The organism is Mesorhizobium sp. WSM4849 (assembly GCF_055811385.1).
Genome location: NZ_JBVVPW010000001.1, coordinates 263,268 through 277,913 on the forward strand (window position 1 = coordinate 263,268; position 14,646 = coordinate 277,913).

12 protein-coding genes and 1 tRNA gene are annotated in these 14,646 nt (G+C 62.1%); 7 read left to right on the top strand and 6 right to left on the bottom strand.

Features of this window, described 5'->3' with window-relative positions; all coding sequences use genetic code 11:
- The first annotated feature begins 81 nt into the window (after positions 1–81).
- From AC0L3L_RS01210 to AC0L3L_RS01220, 3 genes are all read left to right on the top strand, one after another.
- Positions 82–1,071 carry a LysR family transcriptional regulator gene (locus AC0L3L_RS01210; protein WP_473636237.1) on the top strand — a complete coding sequence of 330 codons (990 nt, stop codon included), beginning with the start codon at positions 82–84 and terminating at the stop codon, positions 1,069–1,071.
- A gap of 167 nt (positions 1,072–1,238) precedes the next feature.
- Positions 1,239–2,243 (top strand): L,D-transpeptidase family protein, encoded by a 1,005-nt coding sequence (locus AC0L3L_RS01215; RefSeq protein ID WP_473636238.1) that lies wholly within the window; start codon positions 1,239–1,241, stop codon positions 2,241–2,243.
- A 233-nt stretch (positions 2,244–2,476) separates the two neighbouring features.
- A complete protein-coding gene (locus tag AC0L3L_RS01220; protein WP_473636239.1) occupies positions 2,477–2,923 on the top strand; it encodes a lipocalin-like domain-containing protein in 447 nt (148 codons plus the stop codon).
- Positions 2,924–3,165: 242 nt separating this feature from the next.
- Here the strand turns inward: AC0L3L_RS01220 and AC0L3L_RS01225 are convergent.
- Positions 3,166–3,239 (bottom strand) — tRNA-Gly (locus AC0L3L_RS01225).
- 79 nt (positions 3,240–3,318) lie between these two features.
- Positions 3,319–5,190, bottom strand: coding sequence for an acyltransferase family protein (locus tag AC0L3L_RS01230; RefSeq protein WP_473636240.1), 1,872 nt, complete (start codon positions 5,188–5,190; stop codon positions 3,319–3,321).
- Positions 5,191–5,449: 259 nt separating this feature from the next.
- Between AC0L3L_RS01230 and AC0L3L_RS01235 the strand changes: the two genes are divergently transcribed.
- Positions 5,450–5,713, top strand: coding sequence for a DUF6460 domain-containing protein (locus tag AC0L3L_RS01235; protein WP_192364333.1), 264 nt, complete (start codon positions 5,450–5,452; stop codon positions 5,711–5,713).
- A gap of 80 nt (positions 5,714–5,793) precedes the next feature.
- Here the strand turns inward: AC0L3L_RS01235 and AC0L3L_RS01240 are convergent, their stop codons facing one another.
- Positions 5,794–6,696 (bottom strand): histone deacetylase family protein, encoded by a 903-nt coding sequence (locus AC0L3L_RS01240; RefSeq protein WP_473636241.1) that lies wholly within the window; start codon positions 6,694–6,696, stop codon positions 5,794–5,796.
- A gap of 128 nt (positions 6,697–6,824) precedes the next feature.
- Between AC0L3L_RS01240 and AC0L3L_RS01245 the strand changes: the two genes are divergently transcribed.
- Positions 6,825–8,153, top strand: coding sequence for an MATE family efflux transporter (locus tag AC0L3L_RS01245; RefSeq protein ID WP_473483720.1), 1,329 nt, complete (start codon positions 6,825–6,827; stop codon positions 8,151–8,153).
- A 12-nt stretch (positions 8,154–8,165) separates the two neighbouring features.
- Here AC0L3L_RS01245 and AC0L3L_RS01250 read toward each other — a convergent pair whose 3' ends face one another.
- Together AC0L3L_RS01250 and AC0L3L_RS01255 are read right to left on the bottom strand one after the other, a co-directional pair.
- Positions 8,166–9,242: a quinone-dependent dihydroorotate dehydrogenase gene (locus AC0L3L_RS01250; RefSeq protein WP_473636242.1), complete on the bottom strand. Its 1,077-nt coding sequence runs from the start codon at positions 9,240–9,242 to the stop codon at positions 8,166–8,168.
- A complete protein-coding gene (locus AC0L3L_RS01255) occupies positions 9,239–9,589 on the bottom strand; it encodes a DUF952 domain-containing protein (RefSeq protein WP_473483715.1) in 351 nt (116 codons plus the stop codon). The genes AC0L3L_RS01250 and AC0L3L_RS01255 overlap by 4 nt, the downstream gene beginning before the upstream one ends.
- A 110-nt stretch (positions 9,590–9,699) precedes the next feature.
- On the opposite strand from AC0L3L_RS01255, the gene AC0L3L_RS01260 reads away from it, so the two are divergent.
- Both AC0L3L_RS01260 and AC0L3L_RS01265 read left to right on the top strand, forming a co-directional pair.
- Entirely contained in the window at positions 9,700–10,137 is a 438-nt protein-coding gene (locus AC0L3L_RS01260; RefSeq protein WP_473483712.1) for a hypothetical protein, read from the top strand.
- A 125-nt stretch (positions 10,138–10,262) separates the two neighbouring features.
- Positions 10,263–10,922, top strand: coding sequence for a response regulator transcription factor (locus AC0L3L_RS01265; protein WP_123146589.1), 660 nt, complete (start codon positions 10,263–10,265; stop codon positions 10,920–10,922).
- Between the two features lie 12 nt (positions 10,923–10,934).
- Here AC0L3L_RS01265 and AC0L3L_RS01270 read toward each other — a convergent pair whose 3' ends face one another.
- Positions 10,935–14,423, bottom strand: coding sequence for a PAS domain-containing hybrid sensor histidine kinase/response regulator (locus tag AC0L3L_RS01270; protein WP_473636243.1), 3,489 nt, complete (start codon positions 14,421–14,423; stop codon positions 10,935–10,937).
- Positions 14,424–14,646: the final 223 nt, after the last annotated feature.

Sequence of the window (14,646 nt, forward strand, 5' to 3'; positions counted from 1 at the left end):
TACCCAGACTGATATACTGAAAGTGGACAAAAGATCTGGCCGGATTGCCGGCCGGCCACGAGCGAGGAGCAAACGGAGATCATGGCGGCGCTACGGGATCCTACTGGACTTTCAGATGGTTATGGCGAAAGTCCCGGCAGGAGTGAGACCCTGCTGCGCAGCGGCCTCAGTCTTCGCCACATGCGCATGGTCGCAGCCCTCGATGACCATGGCCGGGTCAGCGCGGCAGCTCAGGTCATGAACATTTCCCAGCCCGCCGCCTCGCGCATGATCGCCGAGATGGAGGCGGTGCTCGATGTCAAGCTGTGCGAAAGGCTGCCGCGCGGCATCACGCTGACGCCCTATGGCAAGGCGTTGGCGAGGCGCGCGCGTTCGATCCTGCTCGAGATGCGTGAAGTCGACCGCGAGATATCGGAGCTCAAGGCGGGCAAGGGCGGCTCGGTGTTCCTGGGCGCGGTGACGGCCCCTGCGATCGAGCTCGCCGTGCCGGCGATCCGCGAAATCCGGCGCATCTATCCGCGTATCGAGATCACAATGCAGGTCGAGACCTCCAATGTGCTGGCGCGCGAGTTGATCGCCACACGTCACGATTTCATCATCGCGCGCATCCCCGACGACCTTAATCCACGGCTGTTCGAGGCCCGCGTTATCGGCGTCGAAAAAGCCTGCCTGATCGTGCGCCGCGGCCACCCGCTGGCTAAGGGCAAGGCGGTGCGGCTGGAGGAGACCGCCGCCTACGACTGGGTTTTCCAGTCGGGCGGCTCGCCGCTGCGCCAGGCGATGGAGAGCAATTTCCTGAACCGCAACATCGCGCTGCCGGACCGCATCCTCAACACCAGCTCGCTGCTCCTGACCCTGGTCATGGTCGCGCAGTCGGACGCCATCGCGCCGGTGTCGATCCAGGTGGCGAAATTCATCCAGAACCCCGAGGGGCTGGCCGGCGCCATCGACGTCGTCCAGACCGAGTTCGACATCGAGGTCAGGCCTTATAGCCTGATCACCGTAAAAAATCGCGCGCTGTCGCCGGCAGCCAAGATGCTGCACGACTTCATTTTGAGAGAGGTAGGCTGACGGCGTTAAATCAAGCAATCCATTGCCGATCCACTGCATAGCTATCGCAGCTGCACGGTCTTCGGTCATGTCGCTTCAATTCAGAATATCGCTCGAGCGAAGGAACCACACAGGGCCGTGCCGCGTCATAGAAGCGGGCTCCTGTTGCAGCCCCAGCGAGACCATCGATGATCAGGCTCCTCCTCGTTTTCGCGGCGATGCTTGCCCTGGCTTGCGGCGGAGCGCGGGCAGCCAAGCTGGACCTAACCACCGTCAATCAAGCCCAGTTCGCCGCCGGCGAACCGAAGGATGCCGATCCGACCGTGTTGAAGGCGCAGATTCTCTTGGATCGCGCCCGCTTCTCGCCGGGCCTGATCGACGGCCGGCTTTCAGAGAACTTCGCCAAGGCGATCGGCGCCTTTCAGGCGGCGAACGGACTCCATTCCGACGGCAAGCTCACTCGGGAGACCTGGGACAAGCTCATGGCAACTTCCACCGACCCGGTGCTGGTCACCTATGAGGTGACGCGCAAGGATGTGCGCGGACCCTTCACCAGGCGTATCCCGGCTCGCCTGGAGAGGATGGCCCGTCTGCGGCGGCTCGGCTATCGCACCGCGGCAGAGAAGCTGGCGGAGCGCTTCCATGTCAGCGAACAGTTGCTCAGGATGCTCAATCCGGGCATCGGCTTCAGGAAGCCCGGCACGACCCTGATGGTGCCTGATATTGGCCGGGGCGATCCTCCCGCTGGCGTCGCCCGCATCGAGGTCGACAAGGGCGCTCGCCTGGTGCGCGTGCTCGACCATTCCGGCAAATGGCTCGCAGTCTACCCCGCCTCGATTGGGAGTGATGAAAACCCGGCGCCAAGCGGCATGGCGGAGGTCAAGCGCGTGGTGCACAACCCCACCTATCACTACGATCCGGACTTCGCTTTCAAGGGAGTCCGGACCAAGCGGCCCTTCACCATCGCTGCCGGGCCGAACAATCCCGTGGGTTCGGTCTGGATCGATCTCTCCATCGAAAGCTACGGCATCCACGGTACCCCCGACCCGGGCAAGATCGGCACGACCTTCTCGCATGGCTGCATCCGACTGACCAATTGGGATGCCGAAGACCTTGGCTCTATCGTGCAGCCGGGCACGAAAGTCGAGTTCACGAACGAGATCGCCCGTGCCGCCGACGAGCTTGCTCCGTAGCAGAATGGATTGGCCACCCTCGAGATGCCAAGTCGAAAGGGGATTGGGTCGGGAGTTCCAGATCCATTGAACATTGGCTTCGGGAAGAGAATTCGATCGAGGAAAGTCCGCTTTTGGTGGTTTGCAGTAGTCTGCCTTGCCATGTCGCCAATTGGATAAATCGAGTTCCACCGGAACTTTGGCAGGGTCAGGCTTCATGCTAATTTGATCCACCCTTCGTGGAGGTCAGTGCCGTGTCGCAATTGGCAACTTTGCTGCTGGGATCGTGGAGGATGATTTCCTGGACTTATGAGGTCCTTGAATCCGGCGAAGTCAGAGACGCTTTGGGAAAGAATCCCAGAGGCGTTATCACCTATGCTGCGGATGGCCGAGTGATGGTCCTCGTGCTTAATGAAGATCGCATTACACCCAACGAGCTTGTCCCTACTCCTGAAGAAAAGATCGAACTCTACGATTCGATGTTTGCCTATGCAGGGACATACACGGTCGAAGATGATCGAGTTATTCACCATATTGACATGAGCTGGAACGCGACGTGGGAGGGCACCCAGCAAGTTCGTTTCGTCGATACGGACAGTCGAATGCTGACTTACAAATCAGCCCCAGCGAAAAACCCCCTTGACGGTCGCGACTGCATTCACACCGTCAGGTTCGAGAAGATCGTTTCGCCTCATGACTAACGGTGCAACTCGCATAAGTCCGCTCGCGGGCGACGATAATGGCCCATCCGCATGACGACCGGAACGGGTGAGCGGTCGTTTGATCGTGTGCACCTGAAGGCGCGCAAGGGTGGACATGCGATCTCGCCGAAGCGCCGACGGCGATTCCAGGAACCGAAGCAAAACTAAAACCGTAAAACTGCCTGTAAAACTGGTGGGTTTCAGCTCTTGCTAAATCAGGCACAAACCTTTGCGGAACAACCTGGAGCGGGTAGCGGGAATCGAACCCGCGCGTTCAGCTTGGGAAGCTGACAAGCTACCATTACATCATACCCGCGCAGCAGCCTCGTTACCACGCAAGCCGGCGTTCGGGCAATGGTTAAGCGTGCACTCGTGCCTTGCCAGCCGCCAGACTGTTATTCCGTCGTGGCAAGGGCATCGTCTGCGGCAAAAGCCGGCCAGTATTTCGAAATTGCCAGCGTGGCCCCGATTGAAGAGAAATGGCCATAGTCGAAATAAAGAAACTGGCCTGCGTCGGCGTAGGAGCAGCGTCCTGCACTACAGAGGAAATTCAGCGGATCGATAAAGGTGGCGCCTTTGGTAAATGCGCGCACACGGTTGTTGATGTCGGGATCCATGGCCATTGGCCACGATGTATCATCGAGATTTTCGCGCTTTGCGAAGAACGCGATTTTTCGAACATCGGTTATGAACTGCGGGGACTGGCCGATGACAAACACGCGCACGCCCAGACCACCAAGCGTATCGATCGTTTGCTGGAGACCGTCGAAACTTCTGGCCTCGTAGTCGGTCCACCGACCGCTGAGTACAACCGTCTTGATGCCGGCGTCCTGGACGATCTTCAGGGCTCGCTGATTGAACGGCATGCAATCCGGGCGTGCATAGGAGAAGTAAGAGAGGATCGGTGGACAGCCTGCGTAAGTATACTCCACGATGTTGGCCTGGAGCTGATTTATGTTGGCGTCCAGGCCTGAAACATAGTGGGCGGCGAACGAGTCGCCCCACAACAAAACGGTTGTTGGGAAGCCGCGAGTGCGCGTGCAATCCTCGATATTCCAGCTTTCGATCCGGCTGGAGCCCTCGTTGAAACAGGTGCCATTGCCCCAGTCCCCGACAGGAATCCGCTGTTGGGCATAGTCCGGAAACCGTTGCGGAAAGCCGTTGCCGAGCGCCCCGGCCGCCCCGCCAACGCAAAGAAGAGCGATTGCGCCCGCTGAAAAGGCGAAGATCGGCACCGGGGCGGTGAAGCTCCTTTTCTGCCGAAACGGCTGCTCGATGTACTTCCAGGAAAATGCAGCCAATGCGAAGCTTGTAACCGTCATCGCAACGGTCATCGACAGGTCGAGTTTTTGTAACGAAAGATAGTGCGCGAACGCATTGATCGGCCAGTGAACAAGATACAGCGAATAGGAGATGAGGCCGATCCAGACCAGCGGCCGAATTTCGAGTATGCGGCTGGCGATCGTCGAGGGGCTATTTTGGCCGACATAGATAAGGAGGGCAGTTCCGAGGCAAGGATACAAAGCGTTGTAGCCCGGGAACGGGTCGCTCTCCGAGATCGCAAAGAACCCGATGGCGAGAAGGCCAAATCCGGCCAGCCCGACCAGTTCCATAAGGAACCGGTTGCTCAAGGGCGGGGGCCGTTTCAGCATGAGCACCGCGCCCAGCATGAGTTCCCAGACTCGTGTCGGCAGCAGGTAGAATCCCGCGTTTGGCGCCAGCCATGTCGCCATGACCGCCAGCACGAAGCTGCCGAGAATGATCGGCAGGAGTATCGTCAGCCAGCGCTTGGCAAAATAGCGATAGATCAGGAACATCAGGATTGGGGCAAAGATATAGTACTGCTCCTCGACCGAAAGCGACCAGGTGTGCAACAGCGGTCGGAGCTCGGCATCGATGGAGAAGTAATTTGACGTCTTCCAAAAATAGATGTTCGACCAGAAAGTCGAGGCCGCTATGACGCTGAGACTGAATTCGTGCAGATCTGACGGCAGAAGAATGAACAATGCCGCAATGCAGGTGAGAAGCGTGACAAAGATCAGAGCCGGCAGGATGCGCCGGGCACGGCGCCAATAGAAGCTGATGATCGAAAACTGGCCGCGTTCAAGGTCGTCCAGAAGGCTTCCGGTGATCAGATAGCCGGATATGATGAAGAAGATATCGACGCCGGTAAAACCGCCTGGAATTGCCGAGATTCCGAAATGGAAGAGTACAACCGGCAGCACCGCAACGGCCCGAAGACCATCGATATCGCGCCTGTACTTCATTCAAAAAGTCCCGTGGTCGCAGGTCACGGCGAGACAGCGCAGTCCGTCCATCACCGGGCGATACGAGTGGGTCTGGCAGATCGATATCAACGGGTCACCCTCTGTCGCCTAATTTTGCTGCACTGCAGCATCGGTGTCAAGACTGGCGAGCAGACAATCCGGCCACCCGCCGTCCGGGGCAACTGGAGTTGGTGACCGCCTTGATGCCAGCGCGGCAAGTGCGTATTTCTGGACCTGTAACCGAATCTGGAGACACGCCTTGTCCGCACTGACGCGCTTTCTCGGCGATACGCCGCTCCGGGTGCTCCTGAAGCTGCTGGTGGTGTCGTTCCTCGTCGGCCTTGTCATGAACGCATTCGGCTGGTCGCCGATGGATGTGCTCTACGGCATCCGGAATTTCTTCGTCGATCTCTGGAATCTGGGCTTCCGCGCCATTGAGCGTTTCCTTGGCTATATCCTGCTGGGCGCGGCGATCGTCATTCCGGCCTTCATTCTGCTCAGGATCGCCAATTATCGGAAATAGAGCATGATCCCGAACCGAAGGTCAGCGTAGCAAAAAGTGGAACCGGTTTTCGGAAAGGATCATGCCCAAACGATAGGCGCTCAGGCGAAGCCTGAGGCCACTTCGAACAGGATGGCATGGCGCGCGGCGAGGGCCGCCACGTCAGTCGAATAGCCACCGCCGATAACGCCGCAGACCGGGATGCCGAGCGCGCGGAAATGACGGATCACCATGTCGTCGCGGGCACGCAGCCCCTCGTTCGACAGCGACAACCTGCCAAGCCGGTCCTCGGCATGAACGTCGACCCCTGCATTGTAGAAAACGACGTCCCAGCGCGCCCTGGCGGTGAGTTCCGGCAGGATGCCGACCAACCTTTCGAGATAGGCCGCATCGCCGCTGCCGTCGGGCAGGGCGATGTCGAGGTCGGAAGCGATCTTTCGTGTCGGATAGTTGCGGTCGCCATGCATGGAAAACGTGAACACGCGCCGCTCGTCGCCGAGAATGTCCGCCGTGCCGTCGCCCTGATGCACGTCGAGATCGACGATCAGGATGTTGCGGGCGGCAGCTTCGGCAAGCAGTACCAGTGAAGCCACCGCAACATCGTTGAAGGTGCAGAAGCCGGCGCCTTGCGCGCGCCGCGCATGATGGCTGCCGCCGGCGGTGTTGCAGGCGATGCCGTCCAGCAATGCCAGCCGCGCCGCCAGCACGGTGCCACCCGTTGCGAGCTGCGCCCTGAGCGAGACGCGCGGGCTCACCGGAAAGCCGATGTCGCGCTCGATTTTTTCAGGCACTTCGCAGGCCAGCACCTGGTCGACATAGCCGGTGTCATGGGCAAGCTTCAGCCATGATGCCGGCGCCGGTTCGGGCACGTTGAGCGCGGCGGGGCCGGTCAGTCCGCGCGCGCCCAAGGCTTCCATCAGCAGCTTGTATTTGCTCATCGGGAAGCGATGGTTGACGGCGAAGCCGGCGTCGTAGTCGGGATGATGAACGATCTGCAGGAGCATGAGCGGCAGGTGAGCCAGAGGCGGGTTTCGGTTGGCCGTAGTGGGATGAGTGGTTGCGCGGCGTCCGGAAACTGGGGCACATCGGCTGTTCGATCAAGCCGCAATGGGGAAGCGGGATCCTGGATCAGGTGTCAGCAACGGCCAACAGCCGGTCTTTCGTCGTCACCAATCGCTCGGTGCTCGCCATCGCGGTGCCGATGACGCTCGCCTATCTGACGACGCCGCTGCTCGGCATCGTCGACACTGCGGTGGTCGGGCAGTTGGGCGACGCTGCCCTTCTCGGCGGCCTGGCGGCTGGCGCCCTGGTCTTCGATGTCGTCTTCACCTCCTTCAATTTCCTGCGCTCCGGCACCACAGGCCTCGTCGCCCAGGCTGTCGGACGCGGCGACGAACTGGAGGAACAGGCGGTGTTCTGGCGTGCTGTGCTGATCGCGGTCGTCGCCGGCATCGTGCTTGCCGCACTTGCGCCACTGGTCGCCATCGCCGGACAATGGTTCATGAGCGCTGAGCCGCGCGTCAGCGAAGCGATGGCCGTCTACATCCGCATCAGGCTGCTTGCAGCACCGTTCTCGCTGATCAACTACGCCATCCTCGGCTATGTGCTGGGGCGTGGCGAGGGCGGGCTGGGACTGATGCTGCAATTGGTGCTGAACGGCATCAACATTGCGCTCTGCATCCTGCTAGGGCTGGAACTCGGCTGGGGCGTTGCCGGCGTCGCCTGGGCGACCGTCACCGGTGAATTCGTCGCCATGCTGCTTGGTCTGGCGATCATCGGCCGGCGTTTCTGGGCAGCGCCCCGGCTGCCGCGCCATCGCATCCTCGACCTGTCGGCATTCCTGCGCATGATGTCGCTCAACCGTGACATCATGATCCGGTCGTTCTCGCTGCTCGCCGCTTTCGCGCTGTTCACCCGCCAGGGCGCACAGTTCGGCACGGTGACGCTGGCCGCCAACGCCGTGCTGATGAACGTCTTCCTCATCGCCGGCTATTTCCTCGATGGTTTCGCCACGGCAGCCGAACAGCTCGCCGGGCGGGCCGTCGGTGCGCGTGCCGCCATGCAATTCCGGCAGGCGGTTCGGCTGACCCTGTTGTGGGGCTTCGGGCTGGCCGCCACGGCGACGCTTGTCCTTTTGCTGGGTGGAATTGATCTGGTCGCCCTGATCACGACCTCACAAGACGTTCGCGCCATTGCTGACATCTACCTGCCTTGGGCGGCGTTCACCGCGCTCAGCGGCGTGCTGGCGTTCCAGATGGATGGCGTCTTCATCGGCGCGACCTGGTCGCGCGACATGCGCAACATGATGCTTTTGTCGTTCCTTGTCTTCAGCGCGGCCTTGCTCATCCTGGCGCCGGCCTTCGGCAATCACGGCCTGTGGGCGGCGCTGCACGTCTTCCTGCTGGTGCGCGGCTTCAGCCTGCTTATCATTTTGCGTGTGCGGATGCGGACGGCGTTTTAGAGCGACTTCGGGTCAGAGCGGCTTGGACGACCATTGATCGAGGCTGCTATCGCGCAACTCGCGCAGCGACTTGAGCCGTTGCATATCCGCAAAACGCGCCATCCCCGCAAGAATGCGGCCCGGCAGTGCCGGCCCGGCATAGATCATGCCGGTGTAGAGCTGGACGAGATCGGCGCCGGCGCGGATCTTTTCAAGTGCCGTCTCAGCGGAATCGACACCGCCGACGCCGATGATGGCGCGGTCCGGGCCAAGCAGTTTGCGTATCTTGGCCAGCACGATGGTCGAGCGCTCGAACAGCGGCTTTCCCGAAAGCCCGCCTGTCTCGCCGGCAAGATCGGCTCTGCGCAGCCCCGGCCGCGCGATGGTGGTGTTGGAGACGATGACACCGTCTATTGCCTTCTCGGTGACCTCGGCGGCGATATCCTCCAACTCGGCCTCGACCAGGTCCGGCGCTATCTTCAGGAAGACGGGCGGCTGCGCTGCAGCTGCCGTACGTGCGGCCATGACGCGCGACAGGAGTTCGCCGAGCTGTTCACGCGCCTGCATGTTGCGCAGACCCGGCGTGTTCGGCGAGGAGATGTTGACCGTCAGATAGCTGGCGTATAGCGCAAACCTGACAACGCCGCGTTCATAGTCGCTGATGCGGTCGGTGCTGTCCTTGTTGGCGCCGATATTGACGCCGACGATGCCGGCGCGGCCCTTGCGGGCGGCAAGCCGTTGTTCGGCGGCCTCGTGGCCCTCATTGTTGAAGCCCAGCCGGTTGATCACCGCCTCGTCCGATGTCAGCCGAAAGATGCGCGGCTTCGGGTTGCCGGCCTGCGGCAGCGGCGTGATCGTGCCGACCTCGGCAAAGCCGAAGCCGAGGCCAAGCAGCGCATCGGGAACCTCGGCGTTCTTGTCGTAGCCGGCAGCCATGCCGAGCGGATTGGGAAAATCGATGCCGCAGACGCTGACTTTCAGCCTGTCGTCGCGCACTGGGCGCCGGGTGACCGGCAGCCCGCATTTCAGCGCGGCGATTGACAGGCCGTGGGCGGCTTCCGGATCGAATGCGAACAGGAACCTCTGGCCGAGCCGGTCGAGCACGCTCATTCGGCCTCCAGCGCCGGGAATTGGTGCAGGCCATCGGTGCCGAGCGGCAATGATTGCACCCAGACGACGGCCTTGAGGTCGAGCGGGCCGTAAAGATGCGGGAACAGCGCACCGCCGCGCGAGACCTCGTATTTCAGCGCATCACCGAGCTTGGCTCCATCAATCGCGACCAGCAGCAGCCCGGTCTGGCCGGCAAAGTGTTTTGCCGCCGTTTCCTTGGCTTGGCCGGCGGTGGAAAAATGGATGAAGCCGTCGGCGACGTCGATCGGCGCGCCGGTGAAGCGGCCATTTCTTTCGGCCTCGCGCCACAACGCTTCAGGCACTATCTTGTAGATAATCTGAGACATGGTTGCGCTATAGTCCGAACCAACCATACGGGAAAGAGCGGGCCAGGGTTCTTCCCCATTTCCGGCGCAAACATGCGATAAATTGCGCTTACTGGCCCATGGAGGACAATATGCGTCCGCAGCACGTCTTGATTCCCGCAGCACTCGTCTCGCTCGTCGCGGCATCAGCCTTTTCGGAGGAGACCGAACGCTACCGGCTGGAAAAGTCGGCCACCGGCTATGTCCGCATGGACACGCAGACCGGTGCGATGTCGATCTGCGAGGAGCGTTCCGGCCAGCTCGTCTGCAAGATGGCGGCCGATGAACGCGCCGCCTTCCAGGACGAGATCGACCGGCTGCAAAATTCGGTGAAGGCGCTCGACCAGCGCGTCGTCAAGCTCGAAAACTCGCTTGCCGCCCGCTTTGAGTCGACATTGCCCAGCGAGGAGGATTTCAACAAGACGATGAGCTATATGGAGCGCTTCCTGCGCAGCTTCATCGGCATCGTCAAGGACATGGAAAAGGATAGCGGCGAGGATGCCGCCAAGCCCAATCCGCAAAAAACCTGAGCAACCGTTCACCGGGGAAACCCGGCGCATAGCTTTGCGCTTGAAAACGGCTGATATCGCCGCATAATCGTTCGACTGATCCCGTAAGAAGCAGACAATCATCAATGGGATTTGGGGAGGGCCATGTGCCGTCGGGCTACACTTTCGTCATCGCCGACGATCATCCGCTTTTTCGCGGTGCGCTGAGAGAGGCGCTTGCCGGCATCGGCAACGTCGCCGGCATTCACGAGGCCGGCGATTTCGAAAGCGCCAAGGCGCTGGTCGTGGCCAATGAGGACGTCGATCTGGTGCTGCTCGACCTGTCGATGCCGGGCGCTAGCGGCCTTTCCGGCCTGATCTCGCTGCGCGGCATCCATCCGACGGTGCCGCTGGTGGTGGTGTCGGCACATGACGACCCGGTGACTATCCGGCGCGCGCTCGACCTCGGCGCTTCGGGTTTCATCTCCAAATCGGCCAGCATGGAGGAGATCCGCAGCGCCGTGCAGTCGGTGCTTGCCGGCGACATCGCTGCGCCAGCGGGCATCGATCTCGGCGTCGAGCGCGATCCCGAGATATCCGATCTGATCAAGCGGCTGCAGACGCTGACGCCGCAGCAGACGCGCGTGCTCGGCATGTTGGCGGAAGGGCTGCTCAACAAGCAGATCGCCTACGAACTCGGCGTCTCCGAGGCGACGATCAAGGCGCATGTCTCGGCCATCCTGCAGAAGCTTGGCGTCGACAGCCGCACCCAGGCGGTGATCCTGCTGTCGAAGATCGGCAGCGATCCGCTGCAGGCGACGGGTTGACCCCTTCCGGCTCTACTCTGCCGCCGACGCCAGCGGCCTGACCCTGGCCATCATCGAGCGCAGCACCGCCGGCTTCAGCGGCTTGTTGATCACCGGCACGTCGAGCCTGCCGGCGCTGGCGCGCACCTCGCTCGAGCGGTCGGCGGTGACCAGCACGGCCGGCATGTCCTGGCCGTGGATGGCGCGCAGTTTGGCGATCGCATCAAGGCCGGTCTCGCCGTCGAGATGGTAGTCGGCAAGCACGAGGTCGGGTCGACGCATTCCGGATCGCTCGAGATCCCCCGAGCCGGCAAGCGTGTCGACGCTGCAGCCCCAGCCTTCGAGCAGCAGGCGCATGCCGTCGAGGATACGGGCATCGTTGTCGATGCAGAGCACGCGAAGCCCGGCAAGCGAAGCAGCAGTGCGGACCGGCGCTTTCGCCGTGACCACGCGCCGTGGCTCCTGCGCTGCCGCGACCGGCAGGATGACGGAAAAGCGCGTGCCTTTGCCCGGGCTTGAAAAGATCCGGATTTCGAGGCGCAAGACGCGAGCGATGCGGTCGACGATGGAGAGGCCGAGGCCGAGGCCTTCAGCTTCGCGTGCGCCCTCATCGAGCCGGGTGAATTCGTGAAAAACCGTGTTTAGCTTGTCGCCGGCAATGCCGATGCCGGTATCGATCACCTGGATCTCGACCAGTTCGCCGCGCCGCCGCACACCGACCAGGACGCGGCCGCGGCGCGTGTATTTGATGGCGTTGGACACCAGGTTCTGGATCAGGCGGCGTAGCAGGTTGCGATCCGTCATCACGCTGAGTGACGAGGGCATGATCGTCAGGCCGAGCTTCCTCTCGGCGGCAAGCGGCTGGAAGTCGTTGCCGATCTGCCGCAGCAGCTCGTCCAGGCTGAACACGGCGTCGTCCGGTTTCATCGCGCCGGCATCGAGGCGGGAGATGTCGAGCACCGCGCCGAGAATGGTCTCGACCGATTCCAGCGAGGATTCGATGTTGTTTGCGGCCTTGCCGGTCTGGCCCTTGCCGGCCTTTTCGATCAGCGACGAGCAATAGAGGCGGGCGGCGTTCAGGGGCTGCAGGATATCGTGGCCGGCGGCGGCAAGGAACCGCGTCTTGCCGAGATTGGCCTCCTCGGCCAGCATCTGCGCCTGTGCCAGTTCCTCGTTGACGCGGGTCAGTTCGACGGTGCGGTCCTTGACGCGTTGTTCCAGCGATTCATTGGCGCGCTTGAGCGCCAGATCCTGCTCGACGCGTCCTGAGATGTCGGCATAGGTGGCGACGATGCCGCCATCAGGCATTGGGTTGGAGCGCAACTCCAGGATGCGGCCGCTGGTCTTCAGCTCCATCTGCCAGGGGCTGACGAAACTGGTGAGGCGGTTGAGCATCGCCACCCGCTGGTCGGCCGGAATGTCGCCGCGCTCGGCCAGGTGGCGCAGGATGCGGTCGAGCGAGACCCCGACCTGGCCCATCTCGTCGGGCAGGTCGAACAGCGCCCGATACTGGCGATTCCAGCAGATCAGCCGGAAATCCCTGTCGAAGACGGTGATGCCTTGTTCCATCTGGTCGAGCGCGATCTGCAGCAGGTCGCGATTGTGCTGCAGCGCCTCGGTGGCGTCGTCGAGCAGGCGGAAGGCATCCTTGGATTCGCGGTCGTTGCGGCGCAGCAGCAGCGACAGGATCAGCCGCGCCGAGGAGGAGCCGACAGCACTCGCCAGAAGCTGCTCGGAGAAGCGGATGACGTCCATGCTGGCTTGTTCGTTGCCGTGCAACGAAGCGCCGCTGCTCTCTTCAAACGACTGGAAGGACCGCTCGGTGCGTTCGACGCCAAGATAGCGCGCGATGGTGTCCTTGAGGTCGTTGAGGGTGACGGTGGTGCGGAAGCGGCGCAGGCTCGGCATCGGGCTCGCCTCGCGCGGCACGAAGATCGACGCCTGGATGCGTTCCAGCGGCACCGACGCGCGCGACAGCGAGCCGAGCACGAAGAACAGCGTGTTGATCGACAGGCTCCACAAGACGCCGTGGTTCAGCGGCTCGGCGATGGTGCCGAACAGCGCTTGCGGCCGCAATGCCTCGAAGCCGAACAGGCCGTGGACGACAATGCCGGTGTCGGACGCGGCGAGCGAAGGAAGCAGCAGCGTGTAGCTCCAGACGACGATGCCGGCGACCATGCCGAGTGCCGCACCCCTGCCGTTGGCGCCGCGCCAGATCAACCCGCCGATCAGGGCCGGCGCAAACTGCGCGATCGCGGCGAACGACATCAGGCCGATCGAGGAGAGCCGCGCGCTGTCGGTGCTCTCGCGATAGTAGAGGAAGGCGACGAACAGCATGATGAAGATCGCCGCCCGCCGCACGTTGAGGATGAGCGTCGACCAGTCCTCGTTCTCGGACGTCGTGGTCTTGAGCAGGCGGCGCACAAACAGCGGAATGACGAGGTCGTTGGAGATCATGATCGACAGCGCGACGCTTTCGACGATCACCATCGCGGTCGCCGCCGACAGGCCGCCGATGAACGCCGCCATGGCCAACAGATCGTGACCGCTGAGCAGCGGCAGCGACAGGACGTAGAGATCGCTGCTGGTTTTGGTGCCGACCAGCGCCAAGCCGGCGAGCGCGATCGGCAGCACGAAAAGATTGATCGCCACCAGATAGAGCGGAAATACCCATGTTGCGGTACGCAACTCGGCCTCGTTGCGGTTCTCGACGATGGTGACGTAGAACTGGCGCGGCAGCATGATGATGGCGAACCCGCTCAAACATGTCAGCACCAGCCAGGTGGCGAGCGAGGTGCTGTAGCTCATCGCCTGCTGAACTTGCGAATTCTCGGCGAGCTTGTCGACCATATCGCCCGGGCCGCCGAAGATCAGGAACGTCACCATCAGGCCGATCGCCAGGAAGGCGGCGAGCTTGACCACGGTTTCCACCGCTATTGCCAGCACCAGCCCATCCTGGTGCTCGGTGGCGTCGGCGTGGCGCGTGCCGAACAGCACCGCAAACAGCGCAAGCAGCATGGCGACGACCAGCGAGATGTCGCTGACGAACGGATCGAAGGAAGGCGGCGAGCCGGTATAATGCTCGACCATCAGGCTGACCGAGCCGGAAATCGCCTTCAACTGCAGCGCCATGTAAGGCACCGCGCCGATCGTCGCGATCAGCGTGGCGATCGCTGCAACGGCAAAACTCTTGCCGTAGCGGGCGCCGAGGAAATCGGCGATCGAAGTGATCTTCTCTGTCTTGGCCAGCCTGACGATGCGCCGAAGCAGCGGAAAGCCGAACACGAACACCAGAACCGGGCCGATATAGATGCCGAGGAATTCAAGGCCGCGCTCGGAGGAAAGGCCGACCGAACCGAAGAACGTCCAGGAGGTGCAGTAGATCGCCAGGCTGAGCGCATAGATGAAGGGCCGGGCCCGGTCAGGCCCGGATGTCGTTGAGCGCCGGTCGCCGAGGCTGGCGATGACGAACAGCAACGTCACATAGGCGATCGCGATGATGACGATGAACCAGCCCTGCACGGCCCGATAATCCTCCCTTGCCGGTTTTGCATCCGGCCCGCTGAGACGCAATCACAGCTTGGCGATCAAGTCCATCGCGGCTTTCGGCGCAGGATGGCTGCGGCTTCGGGAATTTTGGCCGTACTGGTCTTTTGCCGATGCTGCAACCGCAGGTTTTTGCTATTGTGACTGTGGGCCGAACGAAGCGGGCGGAGGCGGCGGCCTGGCCCGTCAGAACAAGGAG

What these genes read in the sequence shown, in the direction of transcription:
- AC0L3L_RS01215 (WP_473636238.1), top strand. Translation starts at nt 1,239, where the DNA reads ATGATCAGGCTCCTCCTCGTTTTCGCGGCGATGCTTGCCCTGGCTTGC.
- AC0L3L_RS01255 (WP_473483715.1), bottom strand. Translation starts at nt 9,589, where the DNA reads ATGTCTCAGATTATCTACAAGATAGTGCCTGAAGCGTTGTGGCGCGAG.
- AC0L3L_RS01230 (WP_473636240.1), bottom strand. Translation starts at nt 5,190, where the DNA reads ATGAAGTACAGGCGCGATATCGATGGTCTTCGGGCCGTTGCGGTGCTG.
- AC0L3L_RS01250 (WP_473636242.1), bottom strand. Translation starts at nt 9,242, where the DNA reads ATGAGCGTGCTCGACCGGCTCGGCCAGAGGTTCCTGTTCGCATTCGAT.
- AC0L3L_RS01210 (WP_473636237.1), top strand. Translation starts at nt 82, where the DNA reads ATGGCGGCGCTACGGGATCCTACTGGACTTTCAGATGGTTATGGCGAA.
- AC0L3L_RS01240 (WP_473636241.1), bottom strand. Translation starts at nt 6,696, where the DNA reads ATGCTCCTGCAGATCGTTCATCATCCCGACTACGACGCCGGCTTCGCC.
- AC0L3L_RS01260 (WP_473483712.1), top strand. Translation starts at nt 9,700, where the DNA reads ATGCGTCCGCAGCACGTCTTGATTCCCGCAGCACTCGTCTCGCTCGTC.